This window comes from Flavobacterium paronense, assembly GCF_030409795.1.
GTDB lineage: Bacteria > Bacteroidota > Bacteroidia > Flavobacteriales > Flavobacteriaceae > Flavobacterium > Flavobacterium paronense.
Window position 1 is genome coordinate 227614 of record NZ_JAUFQN010000019.1, and the last position, 17604, is coordinate 245217.

The window sequence follows — 17604 nt, forward strand, 5'->3', positions numbered from 1 at the left end:
GCGCTATGGAAATCGAAAAAAAGGACATCCGAAGTTTAACTAAAGAACAATTGCGTGATTTTTTTATGGCCAATGGAGACAAAGCATTTCGAGGTAATCAGGTTTATGAATGGCTTTGGAGTAAAGCTTTACATAATTTTGAAGACATGACCAATGTTTCAAAAGAAACGCGAGTCATGCTCGAAAATAACTTCGTGATAAATCATATTAAGGTTGACCAAATGCAACGCAGTGAAGACGGCACGGTGAAAAATGCAGTTCGTTTACACGACGGTTTAATTGTGGAAAGCGTTTTGATTCCGACAGAAACCAGAACTACAGCTTGTGTTTCGAGCCAGGTTGGTTGTAGTTTGGATTGTAATTTTTGCGCCACTGCACGTTTAAAAAGGATGCGAAATCTGGAGCCCGGAGAAATCTACGACCAAGTTGTTGCGATTGATAGAGAAAGTCGTCTGTATTACAACCGACCACTTTCGAATATTGTTTTTATGGGAATGGGAGAGCCTTTGATGAATTACAACAATGTTATGAAAGCGATTGATATGATTACCTCTGAAGAAGGTTTAGGAATGTCGCCAAAGCGGATTACGGTTTCCACTTCAGGAGTTTCAAAGATGATTAAAAAAATGGCGGACGATGATGTAAAATTTAAGTTGGCTGTTTCATTGCATTCTGCTATTGAAGAAACTAGAAATCACATCATGCCTTTTACCAAAAACTTTCAGTTACCTGAATTGAAAGAAGCTTTACAGTATTGGTATCAAAAAACAAAAAGCAAAATCACATACGAATACGTCGTTTGGAAAGGCATTAACGATGATAAAGCTTCGATAGATGCTTTGGTTAAATTCTGTAAATATGTCCCATGTAAAGTCAATTTGATTGAATACAACCCCATTGATGATGGAGAATTCCAACAAGCGTCAGATGAAGCCATTGAAAATTACATAAAAGCTTTAGCGAAAAATGACATTGTTGCCAAAGTGCGCCGAAGCCGAGGAAAAGATATTGATGCAGCCTGCGGACAATTAGCTAATAAATCATAAAAAAAGTCCCGATTTCTGTTTGAAGTCGGGACTTTCTCCTTTTATAAATAGCAATCTTAATTTCCAATAATAATATTATAACTGTTTCCGTTTACAGTAAATACGGCTAGGTTATCACAATCTCCATTTCCAAAATCAAGTGTAGCTGTAGTGGCATTTCTAATAATAGTAATGATGCCAGAAACAATTAGAGGTTTGTTTACTACTAAGCAACTCATTTTTACATTCAATGGCGTTGTAATAGTGCTAGTTTGGTTAGCGCCACTTGGTGTAGTAGTTACCCAATTCCCAGTAATTTTATAAATATTATCAGTCAAAATTTCAGTACCAAATCCTTCAATTATTTCTCTGACTCTAGTTCCAACTCTATGATAAATACCAACATTAGGAACCGTAGCAGTCATATCCATAGTCATTGTTACTTGTGGGTGTGGATTTGGATTAGAAGTAGTTGTTATCATAGTTCTGGTAAATATTTTGTCTCCGTTAAATGCAATACCATTGTGTATAAAATTGTCAAACGAATAAGTTATAGTGTGTGAAGTAGCTTCTGGTTGGTATACAAAGGTGATGATGATTCTTCCGCTAACTACATTCCCGCTGTTTAAAGTGCAACTTGTTCCAAAATCGATTGTTTTAGTTACAGTTTGCCCAATGGTTGGTGGTGTTCCAAATGCAGGAACTCTTGTAATAGTTGCACAGTTTGTAAGTTCTGATTGAGCTAAATCAGTAACTTTACCATTTGTTGAATTTGAATAAGTATTAGTTTCTTGTTCTTCAACAATGCTTGATACATCGTCGTTCATTGCATCAATTTTGGCACTTACTTTAGCATCTTCTGATGAAATAGCGTTACCATTGTCCTCTTTAGAGCAGCTAATAATTGTTAGCAAAAAGGAAAATACTAGTATTAATTTTGTTGTTTTCATAGTTCTATTTTTTATGGTTTGCTGTGTAAGAGTTGGGTTTTTACAAAAGGTTTAATCAAAAGTAAAAAAATTTCTTAAACGATTCCATTATTGTATATTTGAAAGCGATGAACATCACCTCACAAATAAAAAAACCGATTCAAATGGAAATGGAACTTTTTGAAAAAAAGTTCTATGAATCGATGACTTCTAAAATTGCGTTACTCAACAGGATTACTTATTACATCGTAAACAGAAAAGGAAAACAAATGCGACCAATGTTTGTTTTTTTAGTTGCCAAAATGCTTTCCGAAAAAAATGAAGTTAACGAAAGAACTTATCGTGGCGCTAGTGTAATTGAGTTGATTCACACAGCAACGTTGGTTCATGACGATGTGGTTGATGATAGCAACAGGCGTCGCGGATTTTTCTCTATTAATGCTTTGTGGAAAAATAAAATTGCAGTTTTAGTCGGCGATTATTTATTGTCAAAAGGATTACTACTTTCTATTGATAATGGCGATTTTGATTTACTCCGAATAATTTCGGTTGCAGTAAGAGAAATGAGTGAAGGAGAATTACTTCAAATTGAAAAAGCAAGGAGATTAGACATCGTCGAAGAAATATATTATGAAATCATCAGAAAAAAAACTGCTACTTTAATTGCGTCTTGTTGTGCTCTTGGTGCCAAATCAGTTTCTGAAGATGAGGCGAAAGTGGAAGCCATGCGCAAATTTGGAGAACTTATCGGAATGGCATTTCAAATCAAAGACGATTTATTTGATTATACCGATGACGCCATTGGGAAACCAACCGGAATTGATATCAAGGAACAAAAAATGACATTACCTTTAATTTACGCATTAAATAATTGTTTACCCAAAGAAAAAACTTGGTGCATCAATTCAATCAAGAATCACAACAAAGACAAAAAACGCGTTAAGGAAGTTATCCAATTTGTAAAAGATAAAAACGGTTTGCGTTATGCCGAAGAAAAAATGATAGCATTCCAGCAAGAAGCACTTCAGATTTTAGAGAAATTCCCCCAATCTGATTATAGAGATTCGCTCTCACTTATGGTAAATTACGTTATTGAAAGAAAAAAATAAAATATTTTCATTCGTTAAGACTTGATTTTAATGGGATTTTATTTTTTTTAAAATTATCATGCAACTATTTTACAACCATCCTCGTCTATGCTAATAGAACACTAACCAATAGTTTTGAAAGTAATCAATTTACATCAAGAAGAAAAAGAACTAATCGAATTGGCTGTCGACAATAATCGTCATGCGCAACATAAATTATATTCTAAATTTTCACCAAAAATGTTAAGTGTTTGCCGCCAATACATAAAAGATGTGCATCAAGCGGAAGATGTTATGATTACGGCTTTTATGAAAGTGTTTACTAATTTAAAAAATTTTGAACACAAAGGAAGCTTTGAAGGTTGGATAAGAAGAATCATGATTAATGAATGCATTTCTTTTATCAGAGTTCAGAAAAAAGTAAAGTTCATTGAAGACGAGAATTATGTCGAGGAAAGATATAATAATATAGAAAGCCAATTTTCGGTAGAAGATATTCAGTTTTTGATTGACAATTTACCCGATGGTTACAAAATGGTTTTCAATTTGTATTGCATTGAAGGATTCAAACATCAAGAAATTGCAGAAATGCTCGGAATTAATGAAGGCACTTCAAAATCTCAATTATCACACGCTCGAAGAATGTTGCAAGACAATATTAAAAAATTAAAAAATTACAATAATGGAACCTATTAAATTAGAAAATCAGATAAGAGAAAAGTTGAATTCGAGAGAAATTCAACCTTCAACTCAAGCTTGGGACAGATTAGATGCAATGCTTTCGGTTGCTGAAGAAAAAAAAACAAGACGACCTTTTGGATTTTTGTTTATTGCTGCAAGCATCACGGTTTTGATAGCTGTTGGTATGTTTTTCTTCACACAAAATAGTATAAAAATTCAGCCTAAAGATGATGTAGTTACTTCGGAACCTATCGATACGGTTCAAAAACCAGTAAACGAAATACAATCTCCAATCCTGGAAGAAAAACAAGAATTAGTTTCAACAGATAACCAAAATCCAAAATCACATATAACAAATAATAATCAACGAGTTTCAATCCAAAATCAAAAAACGCCAAACAATCAAAATCAATCCAACAATCCACTTATTAATCGTGAAAAAGAAATTGAATTTCAAAACAGTTCCGATGTGGCTTTGAAAGAGTTGCCAAGAGTTATTTCAACAACACCAAAAGAAGTTCAGAAAAAAACAACATATGTTGATGTTGATGAGCTACTGGCTTCGGCTGAAAATATAGGTAAATCAAAAAGCAAAGCAAAATCTGATAAAATTAACGTTGATCCCAACACTTTATTATCCCATGCTGACGGTGAAGTAGAAATGACTTTCCGTGAAAAAGCAATCAATAGATTAACAAAAAACTATATGGAACTTAAAGTGGCTTTGGCCAACAGAAATAACGAATAAAAACAATCATTAATCACATTTAAATCAAACATCATGAGAAATTTTACAATTTATTTAGCACTAGCGGCATGCCTATTTGCAGGGAAAGTAGTTGCGCAGGAAACCTTCGAATCAAAAGCAAGACAAATTGCAGACAAGATCGAAAAAATCACAAAAGATGAAAAAGAAGCATTGAAAATTGAAATAGAAGAAGTTAATAAACAATTCGAAAGCGGAACCATTACTAAAGCAGAAGCAGATGTTAAAAAGAAAAAATTAGCCGAAGCACGCGCACTTATAATCGAAAATAAAGTAGCAGTTTCTCACGAAGAACTAAAAGAGTTAGTACAGCAAAAAGTGAACGGAAAGATTTCAAGTTCAGAAAGCAATCCTAAGGAAAGGGATAGCATTGTACTAATTGGCAAGAAATATAAAATAACGTATAAAGTTACTGACAGTACTTATATTGATGTCAACGGAATTAGAAGAAAATACAACGAAAGAAAAAGACTCGGTGAAAGAAGAACTACTTCTCAATTTGTATTTGCAGCAGGTGTAAATAACTTAGTTACCAACGGAAGCGCTAATAATTCTGATTATAGATATTGGGGTTCCCATTTCTACGAATGGGGATTTACTTCAAACACCCGCCTTTTCAAAAATGACAATTTATTGCATTTAAAATACGGATTTTCAGTAATGTATAATAATCTTCGCCCAACAGGCAATAGATTATTCGTTGCAAACGGAAACCAGACCGATTTGGAAACAAGTTCTGTTAATCTTCATGATTCGCGTTTCAGAAATGTGTATTTAACAGCACCAGTGCATTTAGAATTTGATTTTACAAAAGCTAAAAAAAATGCCGAAGGCAAAACAATATTCAGAAGTCATGAAAGCATTCGATTCGGAATAGGCGGTTATGCAGGATTCAGAGTAAAATCAAAACAGATTTTAAAATACGAAGCAGACGGACATGACATTACCGTTAAGGAAAAAGGCGGATTTAATGCCAATGATTTTATTTACGGAGTAAGTACCTATCTTGGTTATCGCGCAACAAGTTTATATCTGAAATATGATTTAAATCCATTGTTTAAAGACAATGCCGTTAAGCAAAACAACATATCACTCGGTGTTCGTTTTGACTTGAATTAAAATAATTTGTTTAGGTTAGTTTATACTTCGAAAAGATGTTTCAGCAATGAAGCATCTTTTTTTATTTTACGTTCTAAATTATGTATTTTTACGCTCATTCATTTTTTTTGTTTTCTAAAAATCTAAAAATCTAAAAATCTAATTTTGATTACCCGCGAAACTATAGATAAAGTTTTTGAAACCGCACGAGTGGAAGAAGTCATAGGTGATTTCGTCCAGCTCAAACGTGCCGGCAGCAATTACAAAGGATTGAGTCCGTTTTCGGATGAACGTTCTCCTTCGTTCATGGTTTCTCCTGTGAAGCAAATTTGGAAAGATTTCAGTTCGGGAAAAGGCGGAAGTGTGGTCACTTTCCTTATGGAACATGAACATTTTACTTATCCCGAAGCCATTCGTTTTTTGGCAAATAAATACAATATCGAAATTGAAGAAACCGAAACGTCTCAAGAAGATAAAATAGAAGCCAACGAAAAAGAAAGCATGTATTTGGTTTCGGAATTTGCGAAAACGTATTTTCACGACACGCTTTTAAATTCCGAAGAAGGAAAAGCAATTGGTTTGTCGTATTTCAAAGAAAGAGGTTTCACCAATGAAACCATTGCCAAATTTGGTTTAGGTTATTCTCCAGAAACTTGGGATGCTTTTACTAAACAAGCATTGTCGAAAGGATATCAATTAGAATTTCTTAAAAAAGTTGGTTTGACCATTGCAAGAGAAGACGGAAAACATTTTGACCGTTTCAAAGGAAGAGTAATGTTCCCGATTCAGAGTTTGTCAGGACGAAATTTAGGTTTTGGCGGACGGATTTTAAACAATGATAAAAAGGCTGCTAAATACCTGAATTCACCCGAGAGTGATATTTACCATAAAAGTAAAGTCCTTTACGGAATTTTCCACGCCAAACAAGCGATTGCCAAACAAAATAATTGCTATTTAGTAGAAGGGTATACCGATGTAATCCAGTTGCATCAGGCCGGAATTGAAAATGTGGTAGCTTCATCCGGAACGGCTTTAACGCCAGACCAAATTCGATTAATCAACCGATTGACCAAAAATATCACCGTTCTTTTCGATGGAGATGCTGCAGGACTTCGCGCTTCTGTTCGTGGAATTGATTTGATTCTCGAAGAAGGAATGAATGTAAAAGTTTGCACGTTCCCTGATGGTGATGATCCGGATAGTTTTGCCAGAAAGAATTCGTATGAAGATTTAGTTTTGTATTTAGAAAACAACGCTAAAGATTTTATCCAATTCAAAGCATCACTTTTGATGGATGAAGCCAATAATGATCCAATCAAAAAAGCCGATTTGATTCGAGATATGGTTGTAAGTATTTCTAAAATTCCGGATAGAATTAAACGGGAAATCTATATTCAGGAAACAGCTCGTATTATGGATATTTCTGAGCAAGTGTTATTGAATACGTTAGCTCAATTAGTTCAGAAAGACATATCGGAAGCTGGAAAAAAACTTAAACAAGAACAAAAGGCATTTGAAGTTGTTAAAAACGAGCCGCTTTTTCAGCAGGAAAAAGTCAATATTGTTTACGAATTGGAACGTAAGATTATTGAAATGTTATTGCTTTATGGTTCTCAGGAAGCCGACTTTGATGATTTTATTTTGAAGGCCAATGAAGACGGCGAAATGATTGAAGAAAAAGAAACCAATACTGTTAAAGTTCATCAACGAATTTATTTGAGTTTGCAAGAAGACGAAGTAGAATTAGCCAATCCTTTATTTAAAGAAATCTATAATGATTTAATAGCATATTATAATCAAAACGAGCATTTCAATATAGAACAGTATTTAATGCAATTGTCTATTGAACACTCACAAATGGTTACGGACATTTTGATGTTAGAAGAAAAAGAGTTGCTTCACAATTGGGAAACCAAGCATATTTATGTGAAAACTAAAATTCAAAATGTATCACAATATGTTTCAGAAACTATTGTTTCTCTTCGCGAATTTCTTATCAATAAATTGATTATGGATTTGATGAACAATTACAGCAGTGAAGAAGAAAATGATTTAGAAGAACTAAAATCAACCATCAACGATTATAACAAACTAAAAGTTAATCTGACTAACAAAATAGGAAGAATACGCTCAACTTATCTATAAAAAAACCTCGCGTTTGCGAGGTTCAATTTTAAACGATTTCTAAGGTTTTTGCTTTGTTAACAAGGTCAACCAGATTCGTTACATTAAGTTTCGTTAGTAAACGAAGTTTGTAAGTACTAATAGTTTTTTCGTTTAAAGCTAAAATTTTAGCGATCTCATTGTTTTTTTTACCATCGCTTAAAAAACGAAGCACTTCGATTTCTCGATTAGAAAGTTTGCGATACAAACGTTCCGATTTGTTTTGTTTAGCAATCAATGCTAAACTTTTCTTGATTTCATCATTTAGAATAATTTGCCCCTGACTTACTTTGACAATGGCAATTCCTAAATTTTCAAGCTTTGATGTCTTGTGAACATAACCCGCACAACCAGCCTTTATAGCATTTGGAGCATAAATATGTTCTGACAAACTACTAAAAACAATAACTTTTGTTTTTGGAAAATTTTTAATGATTGACTTGACTTCATAAATACTCTTTAATCCTTCAAGCTCTAAATCGATGATTAAGACGTCAATTTCTTTGTTTCTTAATGCATCCGGAACCATAAAAAAGTTACCTACATTTGAAACGACATTTATTTCAGGATGATCCTTAAAATAAGCCTTCATTCCAAAGTGTACTACTGGAAAGTTATCCGCTACACATAAATTTATCATAATTGTGGTATTTGATAAAAGTTAATAAAACTACCCGTAAAGGTAAGAAAACATATTCTAAAAATGTTAAAATATTTAACTATTTTTATATTCTAAAGGGATTAAACATACAGGAATTGGCTTCATTTTATGTTGATTTATTGTATTCAACTTTTTGTAAATTTCAAAGACTTCTTTTTCTCTTTTAGTGAAATTTTCATTTTTTCCATTACTTTCAGCTTCAAGCATTGCCCATTCTAATTCGTCATAACTTGCACCAATTTGCTCTTCATCAGTTCTTGAATCTCCAAATAATCCATCTGATGGCGCAGCATTTTGAATAGATTTTGGGATTTTTAAATAGTCACCCAAAGCATAAACATCACTTTTCATTAAATCTGCAATCGGACTCAAATCAACACCGCCATCACCATATTTGGTATAAAAACCAACACCAAAATCTTCTACTTTGTTTCCAGTTCCAGCGACCAGCAAACCATGAATTCCAGCAAGATAATATAATGTTGTCATTCGCAATCTTGCTCTGGTATTGGCTAAAGACAAATTTAGCTTTGTTTCATTTTCTGTGCTTGGCACTTCCTTTTTAAACGTTTCAAAAACTAATGTCAAATCCGTTTCAACATTTTTCACATTCGGAAATCGCTTTTTTAATTGCTCTATATGTTCCCTTCCTCGACTCACATGGGTTCTGTTCTGATGAATTGGCATTTCAACACATAAGGTGGTTAAACCCGTTTGAGCACAAAGTGAAGAAGTCACAGCAGAGTCAACTCCGCCTGAAATTCCAACAATAAAACCATTCACATTCGCATTTGTTGCATAATCCTTCAACCATGTAACAATAAAGGTGGTGATTTCCCCTACCTTAATAGTACTTTTTTTTGCCATTTGTTATGAATTTTTTTAGAAACTGAACTGTATATTTGCAAATGTAAAAAATCAGAAGTTTTTAATCGATTTAATATCATTAATTTTATAATGAAAAAATATTTAGTTCTATTAGCCTTTTTAGTTGGTTTAGCCTCTTGTGATAAAAAATCTAAAGTAGAAAAAGCAATAGAGGAAACTCCCCCAGTTACACTTAAGATTTATCGTTTTGACAAAGCATTTTTTGAAACACCACCAAATGAGTTGCAAAATCTAAAAGCCGAATATCCTTTTTTCTTCCCAGAAGGAACCCCTGATAAAATTTGGACTGACAAAATGCAAAACCCGCAATGGAGGGAATTATATCAAGAAGTGGAAAAGAAATATTCCAATTTTGGAGAGCAAACCTCAGGAATTGAGGATTTGTTTAAACATATAAAGTATTTTTTTCCAAACGCAGTAATGCCAAAAGTGTACACGGTTATTGCGGATATGGATTACAACAACAAGGCTATTTATGCCAATGATAAACTTGTAATTTCGTTGGAGTTATATCTTGGAGCCAATCATAAATTTTATGAGTTTCCTAAATATTTAGAGCAAAATTTTGAAGAAAGACAAATGCTACCAGATATCGTTACGAGCTTTTCGTTAGGTAAAATTCCTCCACCAACAGAAAAAATATTGCTTGGAGAAATGATATATTATGGAAAACAGTTGTATTTAAAAGATCAGTTACTACCTAATTATATTGATGCCGAAAAAATTGGTTATTTGCCTGAACAAATTTCATGGTGCCAAGAAAACGAGAGTTATATTTGGCGTTATTTTATTGAAAAGGAATTACTATATAGCTCAGATTCCAAATTACCCGGACGTTTTATAAATTTGGCGCCGTTTTCTAAGTTTTATTTGGAGATAGATAACGAATCTCCGGGAAGAGTTGGGCAATGGATTGGATGGCAAATTGTTCGTTCGTTTATGCAAAATAATGACGTTAGTATGCAAGAAATGCTAAAAATGAATGCCAAAGAAATATTTGAAAAATCCAAATACAAACCAAAAAAGTCAGATGAGTAAAAGCATAACCTCCGAAATAAAAATCATAGTTGAATTAGATGAAAACCGTGTTCCAGAAAAATTAACTTGGTCAGCACAAGATGGTGGCGTTGAACAACAAGAGGCAAAAGCAATGATGCTTTCTGTTTGGGATAGCAAAGTACAAGAAACACTTCGTATAGATTTATGGACAAAAAACATGCCTGTTGATGAAATGAAATTGTTTTTCCATCAAACATTAGTTGCTATGGCTGATACTTTTCAACGAGCTACTCAAGATGAAAAAATGGCGGATACCATGAAAGATTTCTGTGATTATTTTGCCGAAAAAATGGAGTTAAAGAAATAGAAATTAAAATTGATTGAGGTCTTTAAATACTTCTGTATTTACATCGTCAATATATTCTAAAACAGCTTCTCTTCCGGTAGTTTCTGTAGCTGAAGTCACAAAATGTTGCGGCATTTCTTCCCAGTTGTTTGCCAGAAGTGCTTTTCGATAGGCGGCGATGTTCGATTCAATTTTGCCCTTACTTATTTTATCTGCTTTAGTAAATATAATGCAGAAAGGGATTTCAATTTCACCCAAATAAGTAATGAACTCTAAATCGATTTTCTGTGCCTCTAACCGAATATCTATTAGTACAAAAGCACAAACCAACTGTTCTCTTTTTTCAAAATAATCAGTGATAAACTCTTGAAAAACTTCTTTTGTCCTTTTGGAAACACGTGCGTAACCATAACCAGGTAAATCTACTAAAAACCAATTCGAATTGATTTTAAAATGATTAATCAACTGTGTTTTCCCGGGTTTCCCAGATGTTTTAGCCAAATTTTTATGATTGGTCAACATGTTGATTAAAGAAGATTTCCCAACATTGGAGCGACCAATAAAAGCATATTCAGGTAAACGTTCCAACGGACATTTACTTACATCTGAATTACTGATAATAAATTCGGCGGTATTGATTTTCATGTTATAAATGAACTTCTTTTAACCATTCGTCAAGCAAACGGTTGAATTCGTCAGGATGTTCCATCATTGCTGCATGTCCACATTTGTCAATCCAATATAATGAAGAATTTGGCATTAATTTATGAAATTCATTTGCTACTTCTGGTGGTGTTACTTGATCATTTTTACCCCAAATTATACAGGTTTTAACATGCATCTTTGGTAAATCTTTGGCCATATTATGACGAATGGCACTTTTGGCAATGGTCAATGTTTTAATAACTTTAATTCTATCATTTACAACAGAAAAAACTTCGTCAACCATTTCTTTTGAAGCTACTTTTGGATCATAAAAAACAGCTTCTGCTTTTTTCTTAATGTACTCATAATCGCCACGTTTAGGGTAACTATCACCCATGGCACTTTCGTAAAGACCAGAACTTCCAGTAATTACTAGTCCGGCAACTTTTTCAGGATAAACTTTAGCATGATACAATGCAATATGTCCACCAAGAGAATTTCCCAAAAGAATTACACGGTCAAAACCTTTAAAATTGATAAAGTCTTTTACATATTTTGCAAAAGCTTTTACATTGGTCTTTAAAATGTTTTGGGTATAAAGTGGCAACTCTGGAATAACTACCTTATAGCCTTTAGATGAGAAATAGTTGGCAACTCCATTAAAGTTACTTAACCCACCCATCAATCCGTGTAAAACGACTATTGGTGTGCCCTCACCAGCTTCAAAATAGGAATATCTACCCTCTTTTTTAAATTTTCCTTCCATGTGACTTCTTTGAGTTTTGCCTCGGGAACAAATATATGATTTTATAGATTAAAACCCATTTATATAAGGATTATTTACTGCTAAAATTGATAATCTCATCAGCATTCAATTAGAAACTAATAAAGTAGTATTTATCAACAATCACAAAAATATTTCAAGCTAAAACACTAAAACCAAATCATACTAAAAATAAATTTTTTATCCCTCATTTTCTTTCTGCGAAACGCACCCCGTATTTTTTATGTTTTAGCCAATAGGTTTCTAAATTTTTTCATCAAAAATGGAATGAAGTGGTAAAACTTATTAACAAAGTGGTATTTTGTGGTAAATTGTGGTAATTATTTTTATATTTTTGCTCGTAACGAAACCAAAATAAATTGAACACCATAATCGGAACATACGAATGCAAGGTTGATGCCAAAGGGAGATTGATGATTCCTTCGGCGTTAAAGAAGCAATTGTCTAATTCTCTGCAAGATGGCTTTGTCTTGAAGCGTTCGGTTTTTCAGCCTTGTTTAGAGTTATATCCTATGACTGAGTGGAATTTGATGATGCAAAAAATCAACAAATTAAACCGCTTTGTTAAGAAAAACAACGACTTTATTCGTCGGTTTACAGCGGGCGTAAAAGTGGTAGAAGTTGATGATTTAGGAAGGTTGTTAGTTCCAAAAGACTTGGTGGCGTTTAGTAAGATTTCAAAAGATATCGTCTTGTCTTCTGCGGTTAATATTGTAGAGATTTGGGATAAAGATTTATACGAAAAGTCAATTGCTGGTGATGATATTGATTTTGCTGATTTAGCCGAAGATGTAATGGGAAATACTAATGACGATGACAATGGAGTATCATAATCCGGTTTTATTAAAAGAAACTGTTGACGGACTAAACATCAAACTTAATGGTGTTTATGTAGATGTAACTTTTGGTGGCGGTGGACATTCCAAAGAAATTTTAAGCCGGTTAGGCCCAAACGGTAAACTATTTGGGTTTGACCAAGATGAAGATGCTTTTGCCAATGCTTTGCCAGATGAAAGGTTTACGTTAATACCTGAAAATTTTAGATACATCAAACGGTTTTTGAGATTTCACGGTGTAAAAAGTGTTGATGGAATTTTAGCAGATTTAGGAGTTTCTTCACATCAGTTTGATGTTCCGGAAAGAGGTTTTTCTACTCGTTTTGATGCTGATTTGGATATGAGGATGAGTAAAAAAAATGATTTGAATGCTTTCAAAGTAGTTAATGAATATGATGAAGCCAATTTAAAAAGAGTGTTTTTGGATTACGGAGAATTAAAAGTAGCTCCAGCTTTAGCCAGAACAATTGTCGAAGCAAGAGAAAAGAAAGCAATCGGGACAACAGATGAATTGAAAATTGTTTTGTCAAGATTTTTGCCCGAACAATTTAAAAATAAAATCCTGGCTCAAATCTATCAGGCAATACGAATTGAAGTAAATCAGGAAATGGATGTTTTGAAAGAATTTTTAGAACAATCGCTTGAAATATTGAAACCAGAGGGAAGATTAAGTGTGATTTCCTACCATTCATTAGAAGACAGATTGGTAAAACGATTTATAAAAAACGGCATGTTTGAAGGTGAGCCAGAACGTGACTTTTTTGGAAATTTTTCAGTTCCGTTTAAAAGCATAGAAAAATTAATCGTACCAAGTGAAGCAGAAATAAAAGTGAATAACCGAGCAAGAAGCGCAAAACTTAGAATAGCTGAAAAAAAATAAAGCATGAAAAATGGAGTTTATAGCATATTAAAAGCTCGGTTTTTAGTCAATGAAGACGCTACAAGAAACTGGCGTTTTATAGTTTTTCTGTTTCTGTTAGCGCTTTTGATGATTGCCAATACACACCGATTTGAACAAAAATGTTTTCGCATCACAGAACTCACAAATGAAGTAAAAGAATTACGATCAGAGTTTGTAGATAAGCGTTCAGAATTAATGAAATTAAAAATGGAATCGACAGTTTCTGAAGAAATGGAAAAAAGAAAAATTTTCCCATCTTCAGTTCCGCCACAAAAAATAAAAGTTAAAAAACCAACAGAAAAAAGTTTCTTTCAAAGACTATGGCAGTAGAAGATAAACATATCTCTTACCGAATTTATTTAGTTGCGTTCAGCATCTTCATAATGGCTGTATTAATCACTTTTAATTTGACCAAAATTCAATGGTCTCAAGGTGATTACTACCGAAAATTAGCAAAAGAAAGAACGGTAAGAAACTTTGTCATACCAGCCAATAAAGGGAATATCTATTCTTCCGACGGAAGTTTGTTAGCTACATCAATCCCAAATTACAATATCCGTTTTGATGCTATGGCACCAAAAGGAATAGCTTTCGAGAAAAACGTACTGCCTCTAGCTGATTCATTGGCAAAAATGCTGGGCAAACCAAGTTCTTTTTACCACACACAATTGAGAATGGCCCGCGCTAACAAGAACAGATATTTATTAATCGCCCGTGATTTAAGCTATACCGAATACATAAAAATTAAAGGTTTTCCACTTTTCAATTTAGGTGCTAACAAAGGCGGAATGATTACTGAGCAGGAAACCGTTCGTGAACATCCCATTGGAAAAATTGCCGAAAGAACTATTGGTTATGACCGAATAGACGAAAATGGAATCCGAATCGGTAAAGGAATTGAATGGTCTTTCAGAAAATATTTAAACGGAAAAGACGGTAAAGTCTTAAAGCAAAAAATTGCCAAAGGGCAATGGAAACCTATTCGCGATGTGAATGAAATTGATCCGCAAGATGGATATGACGTGATTTCTACTATCGATGTTTATATCCAGGATATTGCACACCATGCCTTGATGAAACAGTTGAAAGAGTTTAAAGCCGAACACGGTTGTGTTGTAGTTATGGAAACCAAAACCGGAAAAATAAAGGCCATTTCTAATTTAGGAAAACTTAAAGAAACCGATTCAACTTATTTCGAAACTACAAATTATGCTATAGCCGAATCTCACGAACCTGGTTCAACATTCAAATTGGTTGATATGATAGCATTGCTTGATGATCATAAAATAGACACGAGTAAAGTTTATGATAGCAAAGGTGGAATTATTGATTACAGAGGAAACAAAGTTCGCGACTCACACGAAGGCGGTTATGGTAAAATATCTTTAGCACGAGGTTTTGAAGTTTCTTCGAATACCATAATGGTTCAGGCGGTTTATGAAAATTACAGAAACAATCCACAACAGTTTGTAGATAGAATTGACCGAATGGGTTTGAACAAACCATTAGGATTGCCATTTCAGGGAGAAGGCAAACCCTATATCCCGCAAACAACAGACAAACACTGGAGCGCCATTTCGTTACCATGGATGGCTTTTGGTTATGGTGTTTCAGTAACTCCATTACAAACATTGACCTTGTATAATGCTGTTGCCAATAATGGCGAAATGGTTAAACCACAATTTGTTTCAGAAATAAAAGAATGGAATAAAATCATCAAAACATACAACAAAAAAGTCATCAATCCGAAGATTTGTTCAGACGAAACTATTGCCAAACTAAAAGCCGTAATGCAAAATGTGGTAAAAAAAGGAACAGGTTCAAAGTTGTATTCCAAAGATTTCTCAATGGCAGGTAAAACAGGAACGGCACAGGCTAATTATGGAAAAAACGGAGGAAATGACAAACATTATATCTCTTCTTTTGTTGGTTACTTTCCAGCAGAAAACCCAAAATATTCCTGCATAGTTGTAGTTCACAAACCCAATACTTCCGGAAATAATTATTATGGTGCCGATGTTGCCGGACCGGTTTTTAAACGAATTGCGCAAAAGATTTTTACAGATTCGCCATCAACAAACGAAATCAAAAATCTGAATAAAAAAATCAGCAAACAGGAAGTAGCTTATGATGATTATAAAATCAAATCTAATTCTGGGATTAAAGTTATTCCAAATTTAAAAGGAATGAGCGGAATGGATGCTGTGGCTCTTTTGGAAAATTTAAAACTTAAAGTTAAAGTCATTGGCATCGGGAAAGTAAAAAAACAATCGATTCCGGCTGGAGAATCATTAGATAAAACCAAAACAATCATACTCGAATTATCGTGATTATTTTAAAAGACATATTATATAAAGTGGCCATCGAAGCTGTAAAAGGTTCGACAGAAATGTGCATTAACAAAATTGAATTCGACTCAAGAAAAGTTGTAGAAAATGATGTTTTTGTAGCCATTCGCGGAACGGTTTCAAACGGGCATAATTTTATTGAAACCGCCATAAATCTTGGTGCAATAGTTATTGTTTGCGATACATTTCCAGATGTTATTGTTACTGGAGTTACTTATATTCAGGTGAAAGATACCAATTCAGCCTTGGCATTTTTAGCAGCAAATTATTATGGTAATCCATCACAAAATTTAAAATTAATTGGCATCACTGGAACCAATGGTAAAACTACCATAGCATCTTTATTATACCAATTATTCCAAAAAGCAGGCTATAAAGTTGGCTTGTTATCAACCGTAAAAATCATGGTTGATGATAAAGAATACAAAGCAACACACACTACACCAGATTCGTTAACAATCAATTATTATTTGGCAGAAATGAGTGAAATGGGTGTTGAATATTGCTTTATGGAAGTAAGCTCTCACGGAATTCATCAAAAACGTACCGAAGCCTTACATTTTGAAGGTGGCGTTTTCACGAATTTGTCTCACGATCATTTAGATTATCATCCAACATTTGCGGATTATCGGGATGTGAAAAAATCATTTTTTGACCATTTGCCAAAATCAGCTTTTGCATTGACCAACATCGATGACAAAAACGGTTTAGTAATGATTCAGAATACGGCTGCAAGAAAACTGACGTATGCTTTGAAATCTTATGCCGATTATAAAGCGCAAATTCTGGAAAACCAATTATCAGGATTGTTGTTGAAGATTAATGATAGTGAAGTCTGGGTTCGATTGATAGGAACTTTTAACGCCTATAATTTATTAGCAATTTATGGAACTGCAATCGAATTAGGATTAGACAAATTAGAAGCACTTCGATTATTATCTGAATTGGAAAGTGTTTCCGGGCGTTTTCAATTTATTGTTTCCAACTTTCAAATTACAGCAATTGTTGATTATGCACATACGCCTGATGCATTAGAAAATGTCTTGAAAACCATCAATGATATTCGTTCTAATAACGAACAATTGATAACGGTTGTAGGTTGTGGTGGTGATAGAGACAAAACGAAAAGACCAATCATGGCAAATATTGCTTCAACTATGAGCAATAAAGTAATCATCACGTCTGACAATCCAAGAACCGAAGATCCAATTGACATTATTGCCGATATGGAAGAAGGTGTGCAACCCCAAAATCAAAGAAAAACATTGTCAATTGTTGATAGAAAACAAGCTATTAAAACCGCTTGTCAGTTAGCAGGCCCAAATGATATTATTCTTATTGCCGGAAAAGGACATGAAACGTATCAGGAAATAAACGGAGTGCGTCATGATTTTGATGACATGAAAATTGTACAAGAACTATTAGAACAACTAAACAAATAACCAA

18 protein-coding genes are annotated in these 17604 nt (G+C 33.7%); 13 read left to right on the forward strand and 5 right to left on the reverse strand.

The window, feature by feature from the left end; translation table 11 throughout:
* The first annotated feature begins 5 nt into the window (after window positions 1-5).
* Entirely contained in the window at window positions 6-1046 is a 1041-nt protein-coding gene (rlmN, locus tag QWY90_RS02610) for a dual-specificity RNA methyltransferase RlmN (RefSeq protein WP_290284279.1), read from the forward strand.
* Between the two features lie 56 nt (window positions 1047-1102).
* Here the strand turns inward: rlmN and QWY90_RS02615 are convergent, their stop codons facing one another.
* Window positions 1103-1975, reverse strand: a complete 873-nt coding sequence (locus tag QWY90_RS02615; protein WP_290284280.1) for a hypothetical protein — start codon at window positions 1973-1975, stop codon at window positions 1103-1105.
* Between the two features lie 107 nt (window positions 1976-2082).
* On the opposite strand from QWY90_RS02615, the gene QWY90_RS02620 reads away from it, so the two are divergent.
* From QWY90_RS02620 to dnaG, 5 genes are all read left to right on the forward strand, one after another.
* On the forward strand, window positions 2083-3063 hold the full coding sequence (locus QWY90_RS02620) for a polyprenyl synthetase family protein (protein WP_290284282.1): 981 nt from the start codon (window positions 2083-2085) through the stop codon (window positions 3061-3063).
* A 114-nt stretch (window positions 3064-3177) separates the two neighbouring features.
* Window positions 3178-3738: an RNA polymerase sigma factor gene (locus QWY90_RS02625; protein ID WP_290284284.1), complete on the forward strand. Its 561-nt coding sequence runs from the start codon at window positions 3178-3180 to the stop codon at window positions 3736-3738.
* Window positions 3725-4471, forward strand: a complete 747-nt coding sequence (locus QWY90_RS02630; RefSeq protein ID WP_290284285.1) for a hypothetical protein — start codon at window positions 3725-3727, stop codon at window positions 4469-4471. The genes QWY90_RS02625 and QWY90_RS02630 overlap by 14 nt, the downstream gene beginning before the upstream one ends.
* 33 nt (window positions 4472-4504) lie before the next feature.
* Entirely contained in the window at window positions 4505-5608 is a 1104-nt protein-coding gene (locus tag QWY90_RS02635; protein ID WP_290284287.1) for a hypothetical protein, read from the forward strand.
* Window positions 5609-5752: 144 nt separating this feature from the next.
* A complete protein-coding gene (gene dnaG / locus QWY90_RS02640; RefSeq protein WP_290284288.1) occupies window positions 5753-7732 on the forward strand; it encodes a DNA primase in 1980 nt (659 codons plus the stop codon).
* 28 nt (window positions 7733-7760) lie between these two features.
* Here dnaG and QWY90_RS02645 read toward each other — a convergent pair whose 3' ends face one another.
* Both QWY90_RS02645 and nadE read right to left on the reverse strand, forming a co-directional pair.
* Window positions 7761-8390 (reverse strand): response regulator transcription factor, encoded by a 630-nt coding sequence (locus QWY90_RS02645; protein ID WP_290284289.1) that lies wholly within the window; start codon window positions 8388-8390, stop codon window positions 7761-7763.
* Window positions 8391-8465: 75 nt separating this feature from the next.
* Window positions 8466-9278 carry an NAD(+) synthase gene (gene nadE / locus QWY90_RS02650; protein ID WP_290284290.1) on the reverse strand — a complete coding sequence of 271 codons (813 nt, stop codon included), beginning with the start codon at window positions 9276-9278 and terminating at the stop codon, window positions 8466-8468.
* Between the two features lie 90 nt (window positions 9279-9368).
* Between nadE and gldB the strand changes: the two genes are divergently transcribed.
* Window positions 9369-10337, forward strand: a complete 969-nt coding sequence (gene gldB, locus QWY90_RS02655; protein WP_290284291.1) for a gliding motility lipoprotein GldB — start codon at window positions 9369-9371, stop codon at window positions 10335-10337.
* Window positions 10330-10665: a gliding motility protein GldC gene (gldC, locus tag QWY90_RS02660; protein WP_290284292.1), complete on the forward strand. Its 336-nt coding sequence runs from the start codon at window positions 10330-10332 to the stop codon at window positions 10663-10665. Before gldB ends, gldC begins: the two co-directional genes overlap by 8 nt.
* 3 nt (window positions 10666-10668) lie before the next feature.
* Here gldC and yihA read toward each other — a convergent pair whose 3' ends face one another.
* Entirely contained in the window at window positions 10669-11289 is a 621-nt protein-coding gene (gene yihA / locus QWY90_RS02665; RefSeq protein WP_290284293.1) for a ribosome biogenesis GTP-binding protein YihA/YsxC, read from the reverse strand.
* 1 nt (window position 11290) lies between these two features.
* Window positions 11291-12055, reverse strand: a complete 765-nt coding sequence (locus tag QWY90_RS02670; protein ID WP_290284294.1) for an alpha/beta fold hydrolase — start codon at window positions 12053-12055, stop codon at window positions 11291-11293.
* Window positions 12056-12432: 377 nt separating this feature from the next.
* On the opposite strand from QWY90_RS02670, the gene mraZ reads away from it, so the two are divergent.
* Genes mraZ through QWY90_RS02695 form a run of 5 tightly spaced genes read left to right on the forward strand, consistent with a single transcriptional unit; the run spans window position 12433 to window position 17600 of the window.
* On the forward strand, window positions 12433-12906 hold the full coding sequence (gene mraZ / locus QWY90_RS02675) for a division/cell wall cluster transcriptional repressor MraZ (protein WP_290284296.1): 474 nt from the start codon (window positions 12433-12435) through the stop codon (window positions 12904-12906).
* Window positions 12881-13789, forward strand: a complete 909-nt coding sequence (gene rsmH / locus QWY90_RS02680) for a 16S rRNA (cytosine(1402)-N(4))-methyltransferase RsmH (RefSeq protein ID WP_290284297.1) — start codon at window positions 12881-12883, stop codon at window positions 13787-13789. Before mraZ ends, rsmH begins: the two co-directional genes overlap by 26 nt.
* 3 nt (window positions 13790-13792) lie before the next feature.
* Window positions 13793-14140, forward strand: coding sequence for an FtsL-like putative cell division protein (locus QWY90_RS02685; protein ID WP_290284298.1), 348 nt, complete (start codon window positions 13793-13795; stop codon window positions 14138-14140).
* Entirely contained in the window at window positions 14131-16140 is a 2010-nt protein-coding gene (locus QWY90_RS02690) for a PASTA domain-containing penicillin-binding protein (protein WP_290284299.1), read from the forward strand. The genes QWY90_RS02685 and QWY90_RS02690 overlap by 10 nt, the downstream gene beginning before the upstream one ends.
* A complete protein-coding gene (locus QWY90_RS02695; RefSeq protein ID WP_290284300.1) occupies window positions 16137-17600 on the forward strand; it encodes a UDP-N-acetylmuramoyl-L-alanyl-D-glutamate--2,6-diaminopimelate ligase in 1464 nt (487 codons plus the stop codon). Before QWY90_RS02690 ends, QWY90_RS02695 begins: the two co-directional genes overlap by 4 nt.
* Window positions 17601-17604 lie beyond the last annotated feature (4 nt).

Coding starts and splice junctions, on each gene's coding strand:
- QWY90_RS02620 (WP_290284282.1), top strand. CDS start 2,083: ATGAACATCACCTCACAAATAAAAAAACCGATTCAAATGGAAATGGAA.
- gldC (WP_290284292.1), top strand. CDS start 10,330: ATGAGTAAAAGCATAACCTCCGAAATAAAAATCATAGTTGAATTAGAT.
- rlmN (WP_290284279.1), top strand. CDS start 6: ATGGAAATCGAAAAAAAGGACATCCGAAGTTTAACTAAAGAACAATTG.
- QWY90_RS02690 (WP_290284299.1), top strand. CDS start 14,131: ATGGCAGTAGAAGATAAACATATCTCTTACCGAATTTATTTAGTTGCG.
- QWY90_RS02685 (WP_290284298.1), top strand. CDS start 13,793: ATGAAAAATGGAGTTTATAGCATATTAAAAGCTCGGTTTTTAGTCAAT.
- QWY90_RS02645 (WP_290284289.1), bottom strand. CDS start 8,390: ATGATAAATTTATGTGTAGCGGATAACTTTCCAGTAGTACACTTTGGA.
- QWY90_RS02670 (WP_290284294.1), bottom strand. CDS start 12,055: ATGGAAGGAAAATTTAAAAAAGAGGGTAGATATTCCTATTTTGAAGCT.
- yihA (WP_290284293.1), bottom strand. CDS start 11,289: ATGAAAATCAATACCGCCGAATTTATTATCAGTAATTCAGATGTAAGT.
- QWY90_RS02630 (WP_290284285.1), top strand. CDS start 3,725: ATGGAACCTATTAAATTAGAAAATCAGATAAGAGAAAAGTTGAATTCG.
- QWY90_RS02635 (WP_290284287.1), top strand. CDS start 4,505: ATGAGAAATTTTACAATTTATTTAGCACTAGCGGCATGCCTATTTGCA.
- rsmH (WP_290284297.1), top strand. CDS start 12,881: ATGACGATGACAATGGAGTATCATAATCCGGTTTTATTAAAAGAAACT.
- nadE (WP_290284290.1), bottom strand. CDS start 9,278: ATGGCAAAAAAAAGTACTATTAAGGTAGGGGAAATCACCACCTTTATT.
- QWY90_RS02615 (WP_290284280.1), bottom strand. CDS start 1,975: ATGAAAACAACAAAATTAATACTAGTATTTTCCTTTTTGCTAACAATT.
- gldB (WP_290284291.1), top strand. CDS start 9,369: ATGAAAAAATATTTAGTTCTATTAGCCTTTTTAGTTGGTTTAGCCTCT.